Below are 21309 nucleotides of genomic sequence, written 5' to 3' on the forward strand. Positions count from 1 at the left end.
CGGTCAGCCGGCGATCGCTGCCCGTTCCGACGCAAAGAAGCGCGGCAGGATGTCAGCCTCGAAGCTCTTGAGGGCCGCCCCGATCGCCTGGTGCATGTCGAGATAGCGATAGGTGCCAAGCCGGCCACCGAAGACCACATCCTTTTCCTGTTCGGCGAGGTTGCGGTAGGCAAGGTAGGTCAGCTTGTCCTGCATGGTATCGATCGGATAATAGGGCTCGTCGGCGCGGGTGGCGGAGCGCGAATATTCGCGCACGATCACCGATTTTTCGCTCTGATAGGCCCGCTCCGGGTTGAAATGGCGAAACTCCAGAATGCGCGTGAACGGCAGGTCCTCATCGGCATAGTTCATCACGGCCGTGCCCTGGAAATCGCCGGTGCTGACCACCTCTTCCTCGAAATCGATGGTGCGCCATTTGAGTTCGCCGGCGCGGTAGTCGAAATAGCGGTCGATCGGGCCGGTATAGACCACCGGCTTGCCCTTGGGGATTTCGCCCTTCACGGCAAAATAATCGGTGTTGAGGCGGATATCGATCAGCGGATTGGACAGCATGCGCTCAAAGATCGCCGTATAGCCATCGACCGGCAGGCCTTCGTAAGCGTCGTTGAAATAGCGGTTGTCGAAATTGTAGCGCACCGGAAGCCGGGTGATGATGGATTCGGGCAGATCGCGCGGGTCGGTCTGCCACTGCTTGGCGGTATAGCCGCGGATGAAGGCCTCGTAGAGCGGCCGACCGATCAGCGAGATCGCCTTTTCCTCGAGATTCTGCGGCGCCCGGTCGCCAAGCTCGGCGGCCTGCTCGGCAATCAGCGCCCGCGCCTCCGCCGGATCAAGATGCCGGCCGAAGAACTGGCAGATCGTGCCGAGATTGATCGGCATCGAATAGATCTGGTTCTTGTGCGAGGTGAACACGCGGTGGCGATAATCGGTGAAGCGGGTGAAACGGTTGAGATAATCCCACACGGTCTTGTTGGGTGTATGGAACAGGTGGGCACCATACTTGTGCACCTCGATCCCGGTTTCACGATGGTTTTCGCTATAGGCATTGCCACCAATATGGTGGCGGCGGTCGATGATCAGCACCCGCTTGCCCAGTTCGCTTGCCGTGCGCTCGGCGATGGTGGCACCGAAAAAGCCGGCACCGACGATTATCAGGTCATAGTCACGAAAGCTCACGGGCGTCTCCCCAGGACGGATGGATGCGCGCGGCGCGGCGGCCGCAATCTCAACCGCATAGCGGCGCAGGCTTTCGCAGCGCTTGCGAGAGCGCTTGAGAGAATGTGTACAGCTTGTACTTTTCATTTGCGCCGCTTGCGCACGAGGGGCATGTTCGGTCGAATTCAGGCACACAGTGAAGGCAAGTCATGGCAGCGGATGCAATCGTTCTGGGCGCGGGGATCATCGGGGTTTCGACAGCGCTCCATCTGGCACAACGGGGCAAATCCGTGGTGCTGGTCGACAGGCGCGGCCCCGGCGAGGAAACCTCCTTCGGCAATGCCGGGCTGATCCAGCGCGAGGGCGTCGTGCCCTACGCCTTCCCCCAGCAGCTCGGCATGATCCTGAAGGTGGCGCTCAACAACCGCATCGACGTGCGCTACGATCTGTCCGCCCTTCCAGCCGTTGCAAAGTTTCTCGGCCGGTACTGGTGGCATTCCAATCTGAGCCGCCATCAGGTGATCGCGCGCGCCTATGCGCCGCTGATCGAGCATTCCGTTTCAGAGCATGACGCGCTGATCGAAGCCTCCGGCGCGCAGCACCTCATCCGCAAGAACGGCTGGACGCAGGCCTTTCGCACGCGCGCCAAGCAGGATGGCGAGGTTGCCGAGGCCGAGCGGCTGAAGCGCGAATACAATCTCGACTTCAAGGTGCTGGATGCCGCGGAACTCGCCGCCAAGGAACCGCATCTAAGTTCGGATTTCGTCGGCGCGCTGACCTGGGTCGATCCCTGGTCGGTCACCGATCCGCACGCCTTGACGCTGGCCTATGTCAAGCTGTTCGAAAGTCTCGGCGGCCGCTTCGTCAAGGGTGATGCCACAAGCCTTGCCCAGACCGCCACGGGCTGGAAGGTTTCAACCGATGACGGTTCCGTCGAAGGCAAGGACGTGGTGATTGCACTCGGCCCCTGGTCCGACACCGTGACAAAGCCGCTCGGCTATCAGTTCCTCGTCGGCGTGAAGCGTGGCTATCACATGCATTACGGCACCACCGACAACAAGGTGCTGAACGGCTGGACCATGGATGCCGAGCGCGGCTATTTCCTCGCTCCCATGGACAAGGGTATCCGCCTGACCACAGGGGCTGAATTTGCGCTGCGCGACGCCCCGAAGACGCCGGTGCAGCTTGGCCGCGCCGAAGCTGTCGCCCGCACCATCTTTCCGCTTGGCGAGCGGCTGGACAAGGAGCCCTGGATGGGCGCCCGCCCCTGCACGCCCGACATGATGCCGGTGATCGGCAAGGCGCCGCGTCACAAGGGGCTGTGGTTTGCCTTCGGCCACGCCCATCACGGCCTGACGCTTGGCCCGGTGACGGGACGGGTGATTGCCGAACAGATCTGCGGCGAGACGCCGTTCCTGGATACCCGCCCCTACCGGCCGGAACGATTTGCGATCTGAGGAGAGAAGTCCATGCCTGAGGCAGTGCGGGGCTTAACGGACAATCCCGGCCATGCGCCCTCCTGGTATGCGGCAAGCGCCCGCGACAGGCGGGTGCGCCCGATGCTTCAGGGTGAGACGGAGGCCGATGTCTGCGTCATCGGCGCGGGCTTTTCCGGCATCTCGGCAGCGCTTGAACTGGCCGAGCGCGGCTATAGCGTGGTCGTGCTGGAGGCCGAACGCATCGGTTTTGGCGCCTCCGGGCGCAATGGCGGCCAGATCGTCAACGGCTACAGCCGCGACCTGCAGACGATTGCCGCCCGCTACGGCAAGGAAAAGGCGACACGGCTTGGCGAGATGTCGCTGGAAGGTGCCGCCATCATCCGCGCCCGCGTGGAGAAATACGCCATCGACTGCGACCTCGTGGATGGCGGCTTCTTTGCCGCCTTTACCGACAAGCAGATGCGCGCCATGGAAGCGCACAAGGCCGACTGGGAGCGTCATGGCCATCCGGGCCTCGAAATGGTGTCCGCCCAGGAGGTTGGCCGCTATGCGAAGACCGGCCGCTATGCCGGCGGCATGATCGACCGGCTCGGCGGCCATATCCATCCGCTCAACCTGGTGCTCGGAGAGGCTGGCGCCGTGGAACGTCTGGGCGGGCAGATTTTCGAGCGCTCGCGCGTGATCCGGCTGGAGGAAGGCACACCCTATCGGGTCGTGACGGAGAAGGGCGCGGTCCGGGCCCGCTATGTGCTGGTCTGCGGCAATGCCTATCTTCCGCCGCAGCTGCCGGAGATCAGCGGCCGCATGATGCCGGTCTCCAGCCAGGTGCTGACGACCGAGCCGCTGGAGGCGGGTCTGGCGCAAGCGCTGCTTCCGGCAAACTACTGCGTGGAAGATGCCAATTACATTCTCGACTACTATCGCCGCACGGCCGACAACCGCATTCTCTATGGCGGCGGCATCGGCTATGGCGGACGCGATCCGAAGGACATCACCGCCGTCATCCGGCCGAACATGTTGAAAACCTTTCCGGAGTTGGCGGGCGTGCGCATCGACTATGCCTGGAGCGGCAATTTCGCGCTGACGCTGACACGCATTCCCCATATCGGACAGCTGCGCCCCAACCTCTACTTCTCCCATGGCGACAGCGGCCATGGGGTGACGACGACGCATCTTCTGGGAAAGATCCTCGGCGAAGCGGTGGCCGGCCATGCCGAGCGCTACGATGTGTGGAGTTCGCTGCCCAACCTCCCCTTCCCTGGCGGGCTGCGGTTCCGCGTGCCGCTCACCGTGCTCGGGGCCTGGTGGTATGAAATGCGCGACCGGCTGGGGTGGTAGCCGGTCGCGCATGAGGCTTGACGGCCGTCCGCCGCGGCGACCGTCAATTCCGGGAGGAATTCTTTTGTCTGCATCAGGCACCGGCACGGGTGCGACTGTGCACCGGCCGGGCAAGGGATTGCGCGGCCGGCCGGGGTTCTGCCGGCCGCGCATCAGGCTTGACGGTCGTCCGCCGCGGCGACCATCAATTCCTGGATTTTTATGTGGTGAGCCTTATCGGCGACCACGCTCTCGCGATGCCTAGCTTCGGGCCTCACGATGCATCGACCGCATAAAGTGCCTCAATGCGAGGCGTAGCTGCCGTCAAGGAAGAGGCTGACCTGCGCCCGGGTCGACAGCTTGAAGGCTGCGATGATTTCCTTGGCCTCTTCCGGCTGCGCCTTCAGCGCCATGCGCACGGCGCTTACCGTCAGGTTGCACATCATGAATGTGGTGCGACGATACTGCGCCCGCAGCGCCTCGGGGATGTACTGGTCGGTCGCATCGGCAAACAGGTCCGCAAGCCTGCGGGATTCGGTCAGATCCATATCGCCGAGCATCTTGTCGGCCTGGATGGCATTGATCAGGTCCTGGATCTGCGGATTGCCCTGCACATAGAGATTGTACAGATCGATCATGGCATCGGTGGCGCGACAGATGTCGTCCGGGCCGCGCACATCGCTCAGCCCCAGCGTCATGAACTGCGTCACATTAGCGATGTAGCGATCGTAAAGCATCGCAATGATCGCCGACTTGTTGGGGAAATACTGATAGACGGAGGCAATCGGACCGCCGGAAAGGGCGGCGATTTCCTTCATCGTCACGGCATCGATGCCCTTCTGGCCGATGAGATCCATAGCCACCTTCAGGATTTCATCGATGCGGTCCCGGCTGCGCTCCTGCTTTGGAATCCGGCGCAAGACCGGACGAACGGAAGCCTGCTTGGCATCTGGCATATCAAACCTCAAACCGTCCATGCGTATTTCCCCCTAATTCAGCGCGGACCTTCCGGCAGTCTGTGCCGTGCGCGCCCTGTTGCTTCGGGACCATCCGGCCTTCCTCAGCCGATGATCTGCCTGGCTTGTCTTTCTTCAAACGAGACAGTTTTTTATCTCTACTGTTCGTTGGCCCCTTTATTGATCGGTTTGCTGAACGCAACCTGAAGGGTTTTAATTTTATAGTGCACCCTTCCTGCATGTCCCGATCTAGTCTCTGCTCTACCCGGAAGCGGCGCGATAAAGGCGATCTTTTGCCTGCCCAAACAAGGCGGCATGGACCACCGGCATCGACTGCCATTCCGGATCAAAAGAGGAAACGGTTCACTTCGGGCAGCGCAGACCCTCGACAAAGGATCTGGACGTAGATGTTCGCCCACCCAAAAACATGATGAAACAACACATCTTAGATGAAGCAACCCACAGAAAACAACGCCGCCACAAAGAAACGATATAAACCGCATCCAGATTGGAGACAGAACAGCATTGTTTATATAAACTCTGCTATAGAATCTCAATCCTTGTTTCTTCTCTCCGAGACATTAACTAATTACTTCATGACCTAATTTAGATCAATCGAAATAAGCGGAAAATCGGGGCAAACGCCCTCCGCAATATCAGGGGTGATAATTTATAGTGATCTGAACCTGGACAGCATGAAGGGCATCAGCACCGAGAGAAACAGCAGTCTGAGGATATGATGCGTGCCGACATAGGCCGGATCGGCATGCATGATCACCGCCATGGCGGCCATGGTTTCCAGGCCGCCCGGCGCAAAGGCGATCAGGGCTGCGCCGAGAGGCACATCGAGGAGATGCGCTATGCCGGCAGCGGTGACCGCCGAGATCAGGCCGACGACCACGGTGACCGACAGGCCCGCCACGAAGGCGGTCTTCAACTCCGCCAGGCGGACGCCGGAAAAGCGCGTGCCGATCATGCTGCCGAGAAGCACATAGACCGGGATCTGCAGCCATTGCGGGATCGTGCCGGTCACCAGGCCTGAAAGATGCGCAAGGATCGACACGGCCATGCCGCCGACCAGAAGCGCCGCCGGCACCTTCAGCCTCAGAAAAATCAGGCCGCAGACGCCGGCGAGAACGCCAAGGACGACAAGGGGCGCAAGCCCCATGGCCTGCGGCAGAACGACCGCGCCCGCGCCCGAGGCGCCCGACAACTCGACGATCAGCGGCACTAAAAGCGTCAGCGCCAGCACGCGCACGCTCTGGATGATGCCGATGCTGGCCAGATCCCCGCGCGTATCGGCCGCAAGGCTCAGCACGTAACTCAGATGACCCGGGCAGGCCGCCAGAAGCGCCGTCATGCGGTCATAGTGAAAGACCCGGCGCAGCAGCGCCTGCGCCGACAGGAGCAGCACGATGGAGATGACGATGACCATGGCGAAACTGGCCGGCCATGCGGCCGCCGCCGTCACGACCTCCGGCGTTACCCCCGCCCCCATCGACATGCCGACCACGACAAAACAGGCATTGCGCAGCGCAAGCGGCACCAACAACCTTCGGCCGCTCAGGCTTCCGATCGTCACGAACAGCGCCGGGCCGATGAGAAAGGGGGCCGGAAGACCAAGTGTGCCGGCAACAATGGCGCCAAGCGCGCCAAGTACCAGCGTCCAGGCAAAGGGAATAAAATCGTCAGAAGATATCATAAGCAAAAAAGGGCTTTACGAGAAACGGCCGGTCGATCGGACGGTGCCTTTTACCAAGAAAGTTCCGCCTTGCCAGAAAACCCTGGCATCGGCCCAAAAAAAAGCGCCCCCTCGGAGCGCTTTGACCGGTGCCGGATCAGGCGGCGGGAGCCACCGCCGCGCCGACGGGCGGCGCAAGATCCAGACCCAGCAGGAAGTTGATCTGCGGGCGCGCCTTCACAAGATCATCGATCGAATAACCGGCAAGCACGTCGAAGAAGGCATTGAGTGCCTTGCGCAGCGCCGCGTTCAGGCCGCAACTGTCGACAAGCGGACATTCGACCGCGCCATCTTCAAAACATTCGGCCATGGCAAAGCTGTCTTCCGTGACCTTCACCACGTCGAACAGGCTGATCTTGTCGGCCGGGCGGCCGAGGCGCACACCGCCATTGCGGCCGCGCAGGGTTTCGACAAGGCCTGCTTTGGTGAGCGGCTGAAGGATCTTGAACAGGAACAGTTCAGAGACGCCATAGGCGCGGGCGATCTCGGGGATGCGGCTCAAATGACCGTCATTGGCTGCGCAATACATCAACATGCGCACTGCATAATTGGTCTGTTTCGTCAAACGCATGCCGTTCTCCTTGGTGCCTTAAGCCAATATATAAGGCCTTCGCCACTTTTGAACAATTCCAAATTCGCAAATTTTACCCAGTCTATCCACTTTTCCCGAAGGGGGGAATGAACGGTCTGCGAAATCCCGGATTCGACCGTCGGGATAGGGCCTGCAGCAGAAAGGGCGCCTCGACGGGCGCCCTTTCTCATTCGGCAAGTGGCTTTAAAAAATTCACTTCATCGTCGGCATGACGAATTCGGCGCCGTCCTTGATTCCCGACGGCCAGCGCGAGGTGACCGTTTTCGTGCGCGTCCAGAACTTGATGGAATCGGTGCCATGCTGGTTGAGATCGCCGAAGGACGACGACTTCCAGCCGCCGAAGGAGTGGTAGGCGAGCGGAACCGGAATCGGCACGTTGACACCGACCATGCCGATATTGATGCGGCTTGCGAAATCGCGGGCGGCATCGCCGTCGCGGGTGTAGATCGCAACGCCATTGCCATATTCGTGCTTCATCGGCAGTTCGAGGGCTTCTTCATAATTCTTAGCCCGCACGACGGAGAGGACAGGGCCGAAAATTTCGGTCTTGTAGATGTCCATGTCCGGCGTCACGTGGTCGAACAGGCAGCCGCCGACGAAATAGCCGTTCTCATAGCCCTGCAGCTTGAAATCGCGGCCATCGACGACGAGCTTTGCGCCGGCTTCGACGCCCGAATCGATGAGCGCCTTGATGCGCGCCTGGGCTTCCTTGGTGACGACCGGGCCCATGTCTGCCTTGTCATCGGTGTAGGGACCGATGCGCAAGCTCTCCACCATGGGGGTGAGCTTTTCGATAAGGCGGTTTGCGGTTTCCTCGCCGACCGGAACGGCAACCGAGATCGCCATGCAGCGTTCGCCGGCAGACCCGTAGCCGGCGCCCATCAGCGCCTGGGCGGCCTGGTCGAGATCGGCATCGGGCATGATGATCATGTGGTTCTTGGCACCGCCGAAGCACTGGGCGCGCTTGCCGTTCATGGCAGCCGTGCCATAAACATAACGGGCAATCGGGGTCGAGCCGACGAAGGAAACGGCGGAAATATCCGGATGCGTCAGGATACCGTCGACGGCCGCCTTGTCGCCGTTGATGACGTTGAGAATGCCGGCCGGAAGCCCTGCCTCGATCATCAGTTCGGCAAGACGGATCGGAACGGACGGATCGCGCTCGGACGGCTTCAGGATGAAGGCATTGCCGCAGGCAATCGCCGGCGCAAACATCCACATCGGGATCATGCCCGGGAAATTGAACGGCGTGATGCCCGCGCCAATGCCGACCGGCTGGCGGATCGAATACATGTCGATATTGGGGCCGGCGCCTTCGGTGAACTCGCTCTTCGACAGATGCGGGATGCCGATGACGAATTCGCAGACTTCCAGACCGCGCACGATATCGCCCTTGGCGTCTTCGATGGTCTTGCCATGCTCGCGCGAGAGGATTTCCGCCAGGCTGTCCATGTTGTCGTTCAAAAGCGCCACGAACTTCATGAAGACGCGGGCGCGGCGCTGCGGATTGGTGGCCGCCCACTTGGCCTGCGCCGCCTTGGCGTTTTCAACGGCGGCATTCAGCTCCTCGGCGCTTGCCAGCGACACTTCCCCCTGAACCTCGCCGGTTGCCGGGTTATAGATCGGCTGGCTGCGGCCGGACGTGCCGGGCACATGCTTGCCGCCAATGAAATGGCCTACCTGATACATGGATGATCCTCCGTCTGTGTTATGGCACCAGTATGCGCTTTAATTTGCACAATTCAACGCGATGATTTACGCATCCATTGTGCAGAAATTGATGCACCTGACCTCATCCGCCTGCCGCCCCTCTTCCGCGGGCGAAAAAGGGTGAGGGGCAGATGCCACTCGCAAGGACAGCCTGATGGACTGGGACAATGTGCGCATCTTTCTGGCGGTCGCGCGCGAGGGCCAGCTCCTGTCGGCGTCCCGTCGGCTAGGCCTCAACCACGCAACGCTTGGACGGCGCATCAATGCACTGGAGGATGCGCTGCGCACGCGGCTTCTGATCCGCCGGCCGAGCGGCTGCGAACTGACGGCGGAAGGCCATGCCTTTCTCGCATCCGCCGAACGCATCGAGGCGGAAATGCTGGCGGCGCAGGCGCGCACCGGCGAAGTGAATGCGCCCATTGAAGGCACCGTTCGTATTGGCGCACCGGATGGCTTTGGCGTTTCGTTTCTGGCGCCGCGTCTCGGCACGCTGATCAGGCGCCACCCGAACCTGCGCATCCAGCTGGTGCCGGTGCCGCGCTCGTTTTCGCTGTCGCAGCGCGAGGCCGATATTGCCATTACCGTGGAGCGGCCAAGCCAAGGGCGGCTCGTTTCCTCAAAACTCACCGATTACACGCTCGGCCTTTACGCCTCGCGCCAGTACCTCGCCCAGAACGGCGAACCAAAAAGCCTGGATCAACTGCGGCTTCACCCGCGCATCGGCTATGTCGACGACCTGATCTTTTCGCCGCAGCTGAATTTTACCGGAGAAGTGATGCGCGACTGGGATGCCGGCTTTGAAATTTCAAGCGCCATCGGCCAGACAGAAGCGGTGCGCACCGGCGCCGGCATCGGCATCCTGCACGATTACATCGCCCGCCCCGTGCCGGAACTTGCCCGCATCCTGCCCGACATCCGCATCCGCCGCGCCTATTGGACGTGCACCCACGAAAGCCTGCGCGACATCGCAAGGATCCGCACCGTGATCGCATTTCTGCAGGAGGCGGTGGGCGCGGAACGACAGATTTTTGTGTGAGATATTTTTCCGGCCTGAACGAAAGGAAGTAACGCCAGCGAAGAAACGAAAACACTTTGTGGAAAAATGGTACGGTTGGGGGGTCTCGAACCTCCGACCTCAGGTGCCACAAACCTGCGCTCTAACCAACTGAGCTACAACCGCACGCCACGCTGCCAACCTTGGTCGGCCGTGTCTGGGGCGTGACATAGAAGCATTGCATTTTTTTTGCAAGCCCCGAGTTTCACCCCGATACGAAAAAGGCCGGGATGACCCGACCTTTCCGAAAGAAATGCCAAGGAAAATCAGGCAGCCTTGAAGCTGGACAGCGCCTTTTCGGCGGCGTCCTTGCCGGGCTTGGTGACGTCTTCGGCGATCTTGCGGGCGGTTTCCTGCAGGGCTTTTGCCTGTTCAACCGTCACTTCAGCCTGCTTGCGCACGAAGCCGGTCTGCAGTTCGATGAGTTCGGCAACCGACTTGACGCCGATCAGCGCTTCCAGATGCGTCAGCGACAGTTCGGCATTGGTGCGAATGGCATCGATGGCCTTCAGGCCAAGCTCGACGGAACCGGCCTGGGCCGTGTGCAGCGTCGTTTCCACCGTCTTGGTGGCTTCTTCGGCGGCGGCCTTCAGCTTGGTGAAGGCTTCGCGCGACTGCGTGGTGCCCTTCTCGGCGAAGTCGCGCAGGTTTTCCGTCAACCGCGTCGGGTCGAAGGCGGCGAAGGAAAATACATCATCAGTCTTGTATGCCATGTCCAACGTCCTTGTTCCATCCCGGTACCCGCTATGGGCGACCTCATGACTGTCAATATAGCGAAGGTTATGGTGCGTTGCAATATGTTTGTGCGATGCAACATGAACTTTTCCTGATTAACCGTGTTCGGCGTTTCCTGGCCAAGAATGTGGACCCGGCGGGGCTTCGAAGTTACTAACAATGTGTTAACGTAGCGCCGGCTTGATGAAGACGGCACCGAGTGCAAGGCCCGCCATGTCTGCTGTGCAATATCCCTTCATAGACATCGCCGCGCATCCAAGGGTGCGCGATCACTTCGCCGCGGGCAAGGCTGTGGTGCTGTTCACGCGCGACATGAAAGACGTGCTGTGGGCCAATGGCCGCGGGGCGCAGCTGTTTGGCAAGGACGTCATCTACGACCTCATCGACCAGGGGCCGCCGCGGCTGGACCTGACACTGCGTCAGGCGCAGGCAACCGCGCGCCAGCTGCATGCCACCGGCGATCAGCGCAGCTTCATGATGCGCATGACGACAGGTTTCGAACGTCTGGCGGTGCAGGCGCTGTGCGAACTGATTGCGCTGGCCGACGGGGAAACCGCCGTTCTTCTTGCCGTCCCGGCCGCGGCCGAGGCGCCGCAGCCGGCCGAATGCGCGCGCCAGATGCTGGAAGGCTTTGACGAGCCCAACACGCATGTGGCGGTGCTGGACGGCGATGGCCATGTGATCTCCTCCTCGCCCGATTTCGGCACGGTGAACCTTACCCCCCATACTGCGCGCATGCTGGTGACGCTTGCCGCGCACGATCGCGACCGGCTGGTCAAGCGTCCGGTGCCGACCGGCGCCGGCTATCTTCCCGCAGCCATCGCGCGGCTCTCCGACGATCCGGTGCTGAACCTGCTGCTGATCGTGGAGGCTGACGCGCCGGAGCCGGCGATTGCCTTCGAGGAACGGCCGCCGGCGCCTCTACCGGAAGAACGCGTCATCGATCCGCTTGCCTCTGGCGAGACAGCCGAACTGCCGCTGCCCGACGAGACGGCCGGGACGGTTGTGGCCGATCCTGTCGAGGAGGGCGAAGACGCCGTGCCGGCACAGGAAGAGGAGGCCCTGGCCGAGGCCCCTGCCACCTCCACCGTCGCCATCGAGATTCCGGCCCTTGAGACGTCTACCCCCGAGACATCGGCTCTTGTCACGCCACCGGAAGACGCAGCCCCTGCCCAGGCTGCCGTCGAGCCAGAAGATGAACAGCCGGCCGCGGCCGCGGCGGCTGAACCGCCCGTCTCCGGCTTCCGTTTTCCGCACGAGGCGCGTGCCACGCGTTTTGTCTGGAAGATTGATGCGCAGGGAATTTTCTGCGAGATCTCGCCGGAACTTGCCGCAACCGTCGGCCCCCATGCGGCCGAAGTGGTGGGGCTGGCCTTTACCGATGTCGCCGCCCTGTTCAACCTCGATCCGGAAGGCAAGATCGGCGAGCTTCTGCAGCGCCGCGACACCTGGTCCGGCAAGACGATCTTTTGGCCGGTGGAGGGCACGTCGCTCTGCGTGCCGATCGATCTTGCCGCCCTGCCGACCTATACCCGCACCCGCGAATTCGACGGTTTCCGCGGTTTCGGCATCGTGCGCATTTCCGATGTCGAGGAAGATCCGTTGGCGCTCGGCCTGACGCTCGCGCCGGACGATACGGACCTGACAGACGTTGTCGAGGATGATGCCGAGATCGCGGAAGGCGCCGAAGCCGAAACCTATGCCGCGGATGATGCGGGCATCGCAGACGCAGAAGACACCGCCGCAAAGACCGGCATGGCAGACGCCCTGACCGCTGCCGCACCGGCCGATGCTGATGCGGCGCCCGCCGAAGGCATTGATGACACCGCAGGCGCGGAAACCGCAAAGCCGAACGCGCCGGACGCTGACACACCGGACCAGCCCCTCGCCCCCGAAACCCTTAAAGAGGCAGGCGACACCGCGTCCTCCGAAGAGCAAGAGCCCGCCTCGATGCCGCTTCTGTGGCCGACGCATGAAAAGCCGGCGCTTCGGCTGGTGGAAAACACCCCGCGCTATTCCGAAAAGGTCATTCGTCTCGAAGAGCGCCGCCCCGGCGCCCGCGAGGGCCTGACGCCCGTCGAACAGGCCGCCTTCCGCGAGATCGCCCGCCGCCTGGAAGTGTTTCGCCAGAACGAGGAACCGGCGGGAGAGCCGCAGCCTGCTGCCGCAACCGCAACGGAGGACGATGCCGCCCCCTTTGGCGAACCGGACGATCACGGCACGAACGCCGCCGAAGACGCGACCCCGGCGCAGTCCGCCGCAGACCCGTCCACCGAAGCAGATTCAGCCACCGATCTGCCCGCAGACGATGACACGGCTGAGCCGGTCCTGAGCGAGCCCGCCGACGAGACGGATGCACTCTTTGACGACGCCTTGTCTGCCGAGCTGACGACCGAGCCGGTCGCCGAAGACGCAGATCCGGTTGAAACGCGGCAGGAAGCCACTCTGCCGGACGCCCCGCAGGACGATCAGGACGCCTTCGCGCAGACGCCGGACGACGCGGTGTCGCAGGACGCCCTTCCGGAGGAAAGCGACGCGGAAGACCACGAAGCGCCGCCCGCTGCTGCCGATGTGGATGACGCTGCCCGCGATACCCATGACGCAGAAAATGCCCGCGACGTTGAGGGTGAGGAGCGTATTTCGCTTGCCGAAGCCTATGCGCAGGCCATGCCGCTTCGCCAGCGTCCGGAACTCTCACCCGACGTCGTTGACCAGATGCCGGTCGCCCTTCTCGTCCACAGCGGCGAGCGGCTGATCCACGCCAATCCGGAGTTTCTGCGCCTCACCGGCTATGAAACGCTCGGTGCGCTTGCGGAGGTTGGCGGGCTCGATGCCCTGCTGCAGACGCAGGAACTGGAAGACAAGACCTCGGATGCCGGCGGCATGGTGGTGGTGCGCGCCGATGACAGCATCGTGCCGGTCACCGCACGCCTGCAATCGGTGCGCTGGGATGGCGCAACGGCGCTCATCCTTGCACTAATGCCGGTCAACGACCCTGCCGCGGCACCGGATACGGCAGCGGCTGACGAAGAAGCGCCTGCCGAACCGGACGAGCACGCACGCCAGGCTGAAAAACTGTCGCGCATGGCAGTCGAGGTGGACGAATTGCGCGCCATTCTCGATACGGCAACCGATGGCGTGGTCCTCCTTGGCAGCGAAGGCGATATCCGCTCGATGAACCGGGCGGCAAGCGCCCTCTTCAACTATGACAATGAGGAAACGGCGGGCAAACCCTTCGTCATGCTGTTTGCCCATGAAAGCCAGAAATCCGTGCTGGATTACCTGGCAGGCCTTGCCGGCCATGGCGTGGCAAGCCTTCTCAACGACGGGCGCGAGGTCATCGGCCGGGAAGCCTCCGGCGGTTTCCTGCCGTTGTTCATGACCATTGGCCACCTCACCTCGTCCAACGGCTACTGCGCCGTCATCCGCGACATCACCCAGTGGAAGCGCACCGAGGAAGAACTGCGCAACGCCAAGCGCGCCGCCGAAACGGCCAATGCCCACAAGAGCGATTTTCTGGCGCATGTCAGCCACGAGATCCGCACGCCGCTTAACGCCATCATCGGTTTTGCCGACATGATGGCGACCGAGCGGCTGGGACCGATCGGCCACCAGCGCTATGTCGAATATGCCAATGATATCGGCCGGTCGGGCCGGCATGTGCTGGATATCGTCAACGATCTCCTCGACATTTCCAAGATCGAAGCCGGCGAGATGGAGCTGGATTTCGCTGCCGTCGGGCTCAATGAAACGGTGGCGGAAGCGGTATCCCTGGTGCAGCCGCAGGCAAACGGCCAGCGCGTCATCATCCGCACGGCACTGTCGCATGCGGTGCCGCCGGTGGTCGCCGACCTGCGCTCGATCAAGCAGATCGTGCTCAACATCCTGGCCAACGCCATCCGCTTTACCCCGTCCGGCGGCCAGATCGTCGTGTCGACCGCCTATGAGGCGAACGGCAATGTGGTGCTGCGCATCCGCGATACCGGCATCGGCATGACGCGTGCGGAACTCGAACTGGCGATGAAGCCCTTCCGGCAGGTCGCCGGAGCGGCACGCAAGCGCGGCGATGGCACGGGCCTTGGACTGCCGCTGACCAAGGCCATGGTGGACGCCAACCGCGCCGCCTTCGCCATCCACTCGGCACCGAACGAAGGCACGCTGGTTGAGGTCACCTTCCCCTCGCCGCGGGTGCTCGCCAACTGAATTTCGACGGCCTCATGGCTTATGGTTGACGCGCGACGGAACGGGCCGTCGAAAAAGAGAGGCAGCCAACGCTGCCTCCGGTTTGAGGACAAGCTGTCTCCTGTCCCGACGTCATCCTCAGCCTTGTGCCGAGGATCTACAAATACCAATAAAATCAGAAGGCTGTAGATGCTCGGGACAAGCCCGAGCATGACGGAAAAAAGCTGGATCCGCGTCTGGAGCCACCTCAAGCCTGCAGTTCGGCAAGCCCGGCAAAGAGTTCCAGCGCTTCCGGATTGGCGAGCGCCTCGCGGTTCTTCACCGGCCGGCCGTGCACCACTTCGCGCACGGCAAGCTCAACGATCTTGCCGGATTTCGTGCGCGGAATGTCCGTAACGGCCAGAACCTTTGCCGGGACATGGCGCGGCGTGCATCCGGTGCGGATGCGGGTCTTGATGGCGCTCACCAGCGCATCATCGAGCACGACGCCGTCTGCCAGCCGCACAAACAGCACGACGCGCACGTCATCATCCCAATCCTGGCCGATGCACAGGGCTTCCAGCACCTGCGGCATCTGCTCCACCTGATTGTAGATTTCCGCCGTGCCGATGCGCACGCCGCCGGGGTTTAGTGTCGCATCCGAACGGCCATGGATGATGAGCCCGCCATGCGGCGTCCATTCGGCAAAATCGCCGTGGCACCAGATATTGTCGAAACGCTCGAAATAGGCCGCCTTGTACTTCTTCTGGTCGGGATCATTCCAGAACATGATCGGCATCGAGGGAAAGGCCTTGGTGCAGACGAGCTCGCCCTTTTCGCCGCGCACCGGCTGGCCATCATCGTTCCACACATCGACCGCAAGGCCGAGCCCCGGACCCTGGATCTCGCCGCGCCAGACCGGCTTCAGCGGATTGCCGAGCACGAAGCAGGAGACGATATCCGTGCCGCCGGAAATGGAAGCGAGATGTACGTCCGCCTTGATGCCCTCGTAGACGAAGGAGAAGCCTTCCGGCGACAGCGGCGAGCCGGTGGAGGTGATGAGCCGCAGCGACGACAGGTCATGCGTTTTCTTAGGCTCAATGTCTGCCTTGCGCACGGCATCGATGAACTTGGCCGACGTGCCGAAGACCGCGAATTTTTCGGCCTCGGCATAATCGAACAGCACCTTGCCACCCGGCGCAAAGGGCGAACCGTCGAAAAGGCAGAGCGTGGCGCCCGCGGCAAGCCCGGACGCAAGCCAGTTCCACATCATCCAGCCGCAGGTGGTGAAATAGAACAGCCGGTCGCCCGGTGTCACGCCGCAATGCAGGACGATTTCCTTCAGGTGCTGCAACAGCGTGCCGCCGGCCGAATGCACGATGCATTTGGGCACACCGGTCGTGCCGGAGGAAAACAGGATATAGAGCGGATGCGAAAACGGCAGCGGCGTGTAGACAATGGGGGCCGGCGCATGAGGCGCCATCAGTTCGGCAAACGTCCGGCCGTCGCCAAGCGAAGCCGCAAGGGCCGCCGCATCGCCGGCATAAGGCACGATGACCACCGGCACCTTCAATTCGCCCGCCACATCGCGCACCTTGTCGGCGACATCCTGGCGCTTGCCGTTGTACCAGTAGCCGTCGCAGGCGATGAACAGCTTCGGCTCGATCTGGCCAAAGCGATCAAGCACGCCCTGCCGGCCGAAATCGGGCGAGCACGAGGACCAGATCGCACCAATGGAGGCGGCGGCCAGCATGCAGGCAATAGTTTCCGGAAGGTTCGGCATCATCGCCGCGATGCGGTCGCCCGGCTTGATGCCCAGCGCAAGATAGGCCTGCTGCAGGCGCGATACAGTCGCTGCAAGCTCATCCCAGCTCCAGCGATAGGCCACCTTGTCTTCGCCACGAAAGATCAGCGCATCGTCCGTGCCGCTACGGGTCAACAGGTTCTCGGCAAAATTCAGCCTCGCCTCCGGAAAAAAGCGGGCGGCCAGCATGTCGTCGCCATGGATGAGGCTCGTTGCGCCGCGCTCGCCCTTCACCCCGCAGAAATCCCAGACCGCCGTCCAGAAATCGCCGCGCTCTTCGATCGACCAGGCGTGAAGCGCATCGGTATCGGAAAACGTCCGCCGATACGGCTTTGCACACCAGGCCATGAATTTGGAAAGCGGTGCCTCTGCTTTGCGCGCCTCCGAAGGCGTCCACAAGGGCATTTCATGTGTCATGTCGTCTGAACCTCCATCCCGGTGCGCAAGGTATATCATGTTGCATTGCAGGATAAAGAGCCGCCATGGCTGGTTTGAGGCGGTTTCACCGGTGCCCTCGAGCACCCCTTGAGCGCCGGTTTGCATGGCGCGGGCATTTCCGCTAACGAAGCGGCATGCCGGCCGGTCAGGACAGGATGACCGGCCGCTTCCCTGTCTGTTGTCTGCAGCCACGATCGCGAAATTCGCATGAGAAGAATGACGCCGCGCAAAAAACTGGCCCGCATGGCGCTTTATACCAGCGCCGGCCTTCTGGCGCTTACCATGCTGTTCCGGCTTGCAGCCCCCATCCTGGTTTCCTCGACGCTTGTGCGCGAAAGCATGGAAGACGCCGTGGAAAACTGGCTCGGCCATGACGTGACGATCGAAGGCACGCCGGAGCTTGAATTCTTTCCCCGCCCGGTCGTGACGCTCACCGGCCTCACCATCCGGCAGGAGAGCCGGCCGGACGCACCGGTCCTTGGTCGCATCGCTAGGCTTTCGGCCGGTTTCAGCGTTCTGCAGGCCCTGCGTGGTCAGCCGGTGTTTCAGGACTTCAATCTGACCGCGCCGGATATCACCATGACCGCCGATGCCTCGGGCAAGCTCGACTGGAGCAGCGACGGCATTCTGAGCACGGCGGTGCGCCAGGCAATCGACCCGCAGCAAGCCGCGGCTACCGACACCGCGCTTGCCGATGCCGGCGACACCGTGATGGGTGACGTGACGATTACCGCTGGCCGATTGTCGATCAACGGTCCCGAGGGCAAGCATCTCTCGATCGAGGACATCAACGGCACGATCGACTGGCCAAAACTGTCATCGGCGGCGGAGATGCAGATGGCCGCAACCATCCGCGGCAAGGCGCTCGAGCTGCATCTGTCCTCCTCGCAGCCGCTGCTGCTGCTCGGCGGGCGCGGAACCGATATCGATGCCACCATCAAGTCGACGCTTTTCTCCGGCCGGTTTGCCGGGCGGGCGGACCTCACACGCTACGCCTTCTTTTCCGGCGATCTGGAGCTGTCGATCCCGAGCGTCAGCGATGTCGTCACCTGGGCAAACCTGCCCGTGCACACCGCCGATGGGCTGCGCGACCTGACGCTCTCGGCAAGGCTGGTGACGCTGAACCAGGTGCTACGCTTCGATCGCCTGTCGATCGAGGCAAATGGCACCTGGGGAACCGGCGTCATGGACCTCAGCATGCAAGGCGCCACAGCCGCCCCGCGCGTGACGGGCACGCTTGCCTTCGATACCGTCGATCTGGGTGCCCTCGTCCAGGCAATCTCCGACGACCGCGAGGCAGGCGGCAGACAGGTGACGCAGAAGGAGCTGCCGTTTGAACGGCAGCTTGGCTTTGACGTGCGCTTTTCGGCAAAGACGGCCAGACTCGGCAGCCTGACCTTGGCCAACAGCGCCGTCAGCATCCTGTCGGATACGGGACGCGCCGAGATTGAAATTCTCGACAGCGACCTCCTGAACGGCAGCCTGACAGGCCAGATCCGCATGCAGGTGCAACCCCAGCCCTCGACGCGCATCCTCATGTCCGCCCGCAAGGTCGATTTCGAGGCGCTGGCGCACAGCCTTTCACTCACCGGACCCGTCCTTGCCGCGACAGGGTCCGTCGATCTGGACCTGCAGCTCGGAAAGCCGTTGGCACAAGCGCGGCCGGCAGATCTGACCGGCACCGTTCGGCTCTCCACCGGCGCCGGCCAGGTCACGGGGCTTGATCTCGCAACGCTTCGCCGGCTTGCCACCGGCTCCAGCTATTTTGCGCTGAACCGCACCACGGGGGGATCGACCAGCTTCGACAGCCTGGTGCTTTCGGCCGAGCTTGCCTCCGGCAGCGCCGAACTGCAGGAGGCGGTGCTATCCGGCACCCCCTATTCGCTGCGCCTGTCGGGCGTCGTGCCCTATGAGACGAAAAGCCTGTCTCTGGTGGCCACCATTCTCGATGCGACTGAGCCCGATGAGCCACGCACCGTGTTCATCGGCGGCGCTTGGCCAAATCCGGTCCTCTGGCCGGCGCCGAGCGCACCAAAGCCGGCCATCGGCCCCTGATCGGCACCACAAAGAGTATAAATTCAGCCGCCGCACAACTTCTGCGGAACAAAGCCCTGCACCGCCTGTTCGATCACCAGCCCAGCCCTGAAGGAGATCCCATGCGCGCGCTCAATATCATCACCCTGCTTCTCATCATCGTCGGCGGCATCAACTGGTTGCTGGTCGGCATTGCCGATATCGATCTGGTGGCCACGATTTTCGGCGGCCAGGACACGACGCTTGCCACCATCGTCTATGTTCTCGTCGGCCTGTCGGCGCTCTGGCAGTTGGTGCCGCTCACCCGTGCAATGCAGGTGGGCGAAACGGCAGCGGAAGCCGATCTTCGCCGTCACTGACCCGATTGGAACTTGTCCCTGAAGACGCCGGCCTCCTTATCGGGGCCGGCGTTTTGCCGTGCGGTGAGACCAGCGGTCAACTGATGCCGCGAATGGCCACGTGCTCGTCGCGAATGCGGCGCATCTCGGCGCGCTTGGTGGTGATCGACGTGATGATGACGCCGAATGTGACCAGCCCGATCAGAATGGTGCAGATGGCATTGATTTCGGGCGTTACCCCAAGACGCACCTGGCTGTAGATCTTGATCGGCAGCGTCGTCGCCCCCGGTCCCGTGGTGAAGCTTGCGATCACAAGATCATCCAGCGACAGGGTAAAGGCCAGCATCCAGCCGGAGACGATGGCGGGCAGGATGAGCGGCAGCGTGATGGCAAAGAAGGTTTTGACCGGCGGGCAGCCGAGATCCTGGGCTGCCTCTTCCAGGCTACGATCGAAGGTGATGAGCCGCGACTGCACGACGATCGCCACATAACACATGGTAAAGGTCGTGTGGGCAATGGTCACGGTCCAGAAGCCGCGGTCGATGTTCATCGCCACGAACAAAAGCAGCATCGAAAGACCGGTGATCACTTCCGGCATCACAAGCGGCGCATAGACCATGCCGGTAAAGGCGACACGGCCGGGAAACCGTGGAAAGCGGGTCAGCGTCAGCGCCGCAAGCGTGCCGAGGATCGTGCCGAAGGTGGCGCTCAGCACGCCGACGCGCGCCGTCACCCAGGCCGCATCCATCAGCCCCTCGTTCGACCACATCACCTGATACCAGTGCAGCGAGAAGCCGCCCCAGACGGTCACCAGCCGCGAGGCATTGAAGGAATAGACGACGAGAATGATGATCGGGATATAGAGAAAGGCAAAGCAGAGGGTGAGGATGGTGGCGTCGAAGCGTTGCGGTTTCATGGCTCAGCCCACCTTCTGCTGCTGGTTCTGGAAGATGACGATGGGAACGACGAGCGCCAGCAGCAGCAGCACCGCAACCGCCGAGGCAAGCGGCCAGTCCCGATTGCCGAAGAATTCCGTCCAGAGCGTCTTGCCGATCATCAGCGTTTCGGCACCGCCGAGAAGATCGGGGATGACGAATTCGCCGGTGATCGGGATGAAGCAGATGAGGGCGCCGGCAATGACGCCCGGCAGCGACAGTGGAAAGGTGATCTTCCAGAAGGCTTTCCACGGCGGGCAGCCGAGATCGCTTGCCGCCTCCAAGAGCGTGCCGTCCATCTTTTCTAGCGCCGCATAGAGCGGCAGCACCATGAAGGGCAGGTAGGAATAGACGATGCCGATGAAGACCGCATAATCGGTGCGGAAGATGGTCACCTGATCGTCCGGCCCCATCAATCCGATGGTCTGGAACAGAAGCGTCAGCAACCCCTCCGGCTTCAGGATGCCGATCCAGGCATAGACGCGGATGAGGAAGGAGGTCCAGAACGGCAGGATCACCATCATCATCAGCGTCGGGCGAATGCTGGCCTGCGCCCGCGCCATGGCCAGCGCCATCGGATAGCCAACCAGAAGCAGAAGAAGCGTCGAGATGAGCGCGATGCGCAGCGACGACAGATAGGCGTCAATATAGAGCGGATCCTCGCCAAGGAAGCCGTAGTTTTCGAAATCCAGCTGCGAGAAGAAATCCCCGATGGCGCCGAACCCCTCGAAGGTCGGCGTATAGGGCGGCATGGCGATTGCCGTGTCGGACAGCGAGATCTTGAAGATGATGAAGAAGGGTGCGGCAAAGAACAGGAAGAGCCACAGATAGGGAATTGCAACCACCAGCCAGCGCAGCGGATTGGTGTGCGCGGTTGCTCCGGTCTCGGCCATGTCGCTC

The 21309-nt window shown here is 62.3% G+C and carries 15 protein-coding genes and 1 tRNA gene; 6 read left to right on the plus strand and 10 right to left on the minus strand.

The genetic code is table 11. The annotated features are described in order from the left end of the window. Window positions 1-3: 3 nt before the first annotated feature. Window positions 4-1176: a UDP-galactopyranose mutase gene (gene glf / locus J2858_RS04455; protein WP_348635444.1), complete on the minus strand. Its 1173-nt coding sequence runs from the start codon at window positions 1174-1176 to the stop codon at window positions 4-6. Window positions 1177-1364: 188 nt separating this feature from the next. On the opposite strand from glf, the gene J2858_RS04460 reads away from it, so the two are divergent. Both J2858_RS04460 and J2858_RS04465 read left to right on the plus strand, forming a co-directional pair. Then, window positions 1365-2612, plus strand: a complete 1248-nt coding sequence (locus tag J2858_RS04460; protein ID WP_210103503.1) for an NAD(P)/FAD-dependent oxidoreductase — start codon at window positions 1365-1367, stop codon at window positions 2610-2612. Window positions 2613-2624: 12 nt separating this feature from the next. Further along, the gene (locus J2858_RS04465) at window positions 2625-3932 is read left to right on the plus strand and encodes an NAD(P)/FAD-dependent oxidoreductase (RefSeq protein ID WP_210103504.1); all 1308 of its coding nucleotides are present in this window, start codon (window positions 2625-2627) and stop codon (window positions 3930-3932) included. Between the two features lie 281 nt (window positions 3933-4213). Here the strand turns inward: J2858_RS04465 and J2858_RS04470 are convergent, their stop codons facing one another. The 4 genes from J2858_RS04470 to J2858_RS04485 all read right to left on the minus strand — a co-directional run bounded on the left by J2858_RS04470 (window position 4214) and on the right by J2858_RS04485 (window position 8889). Continuing rightward, the gene (locus J2858_RS04470; protein WP_210103505.1) at window positions 4214-4867 is read right to left on the minus strand and encodes a TetR family transcriptional regulator; all 654 of its coding nucleotides are present in this window, start codon (window positions 4865-4867) and stop codon (window positions 4214-4216) included. Between the two features lie 670 nt (window positions 4868-5537). Beyond that, window positions 5538-6569, minus strand: coding sequence for an AbrB family transcriptional regulator (locus J2858_RS04475; RefSeq protein WP_210103506.1), 1032 nt, complete (start codon window positions 6567-6569; stop codon window positions 5538-5540). Between the two features lie 136 nt (window positions 6570-6705). Continuing rightward, window positions 6706-7179 (minus strand): iron-responsive transcriptional regulator RirA, encoded by a 474-nt coding sequence (gene rirA, locus J2858_RS04480; RefSeq protein WP_210103507.1) that lies wholly within the window; start codon window positions 7177-7179, stop codon window positions 6706-6708. Window positions 7180-7392: 213 nt separating this feature from the next. Further along, complete coding sequence (locus J2858_RS04485; RefSeq protein WP_210103508.1) at window positions 7393-8889, minus strand: CoA-acylating methylmalonate-semialdehyde dehydrogenase; 1497 nt, start codon at window positions 8887-8889, stop codon at window positions 7393-7395. Between the two features lie 175 nt (window positions 8890-9064). On the opposite strand from J2858_RS04485, the gene J2858_RS04490 reads away from it, so the two are divergent. Beyond that, a complete protein-coding gene (locus J2858_RS04490) occupies window positions 9065-9946 on the plus strand; it encodes a LysR family transcriptional regulator (protein WP_210103509.1) in 882 nt (293 codons plus the stop codon). A gap of 67 nt (window positions 9947-10013) precedes the next feature. Here J2858_RS04490 and J2858_RS04495 read toward each other — a convergent pair. Continuing rightward, window positions 10014-10090: transfer RNA gene (locus tag J2858_RS04495), tRNA-His, on the minus strand. Between the two features lie 140 nt (window positions 10091-10230). Further along, window positions 10231-10677 carry a phasin gene (locus J2858_RS04500; protein WP_210103510.1) on the minus strand — a complete coding sequence of 149 codons (447 nt, stop codon included), beginning with the start codon at window positions 10675-10677 and terminating at the stop codon, window positions 10231-10233. Window positions 10678-10912: 235 nt separating this feature from the next. On the opposite strand from J2858_RS04500, the gene J2858_RS04505 reads away from it, so the two are divergent. Further along, the gene (locus J2858_RS04505) at window positions 10913-14902 is read left to right on the plus strand and encodes an ATP-binding protein (RefSeq protein WP_210103511.1); all 3990 of its coding nucleotides are present in this window, start codon (window positions 10913-10915) and stop codon (window positions 14900-14902) included. A 226-nt stretch (window positions 14903-15128) separates the two neighbouring features. Here J2858_RS04505 and J2858_RS04510 read toward each other — a convergent pair whose 3' ends face one another. Further along, window positions 15129-17081 (minus strand): acetoacetate--CoA ligase, encoded by a 1953-nt coding sequence (locus tag J2858_RS04510; protein ID WP_210103512.1) that lies wholly within the window; start codon window positions 17079-17081, stop codon window positions 15129-15131. 237 nt (window positions 17082-17318) lie between these two features. On the opposite strand from J2858_RS04510, the gene J2858_RS04515 reads away from it, so the two are divergent. Together J2858_RS04515 and J2858_RS04520 are read left to right on the plus strand one after the other, a co-directional pair. Further along, a complete protein-coding gene (locus tag J2858_RS04515) occupies window positions 17319-19157 on the plus strand; it encodes an AsmA family protein (protein ID WP_210103513.1) in 1839 nt (612 codons plus the stop codon). Between the two features lie 101 nt (window positions 19158-19258). Next, on the plus strand, window positions 19259-19495 hold the full coding sequence (locus J2858_RS04520; protein WP_210103514.1) for a DUF378 domain-containing protein: 237 nt from the start codon (window positions 19259-19261) through the stop codon (window positions 19493-19495). A gap of 76 nt (window positions 19496-19571) precedes the next feature. On the opposite strand, the gene J2858_RS04525 is transcribed toward J2858_RS04520, so the two are convergent. Beyond that, the gene (locus J2858_RS04525) at window positions 19572-20390 is read right to left on the minus strand and encodes an ABC transporter permease (RefSeq protein WP_210103515.1); all 819 of its coding nucleotides are present in this window, start codon (window positions 20388-20390) and stop codon (window positions 19572-19574) included. Window positions 20391-20393: 3 nt separating this feature from the next. Then, window positions 20394-21302 (minus strand): ABC transporter permease subunit, encoded by a 909-nt coding sequence (locus tag J2858_RS04530; RefSeq protein WP_210103516.1) that lies wholly within the window; start codon window positions 21300-21302, stop codon window positions 20394-20396. Between the last annotated feature and the right edge of the window lie 7 nt (window positions 21303-21309).

The sequence above is a fragment of the Neorhizobium galegae genome, assembly GCF_017877135.1.
In the GTDB taxonomy this organism is placed as follows: Bacteria; Pseudomonadota; Alphaproteobacteria; order Rhizobiales; family Rhizobiaceae; genus Neorhizobium; species Neorhizobium galegae_A.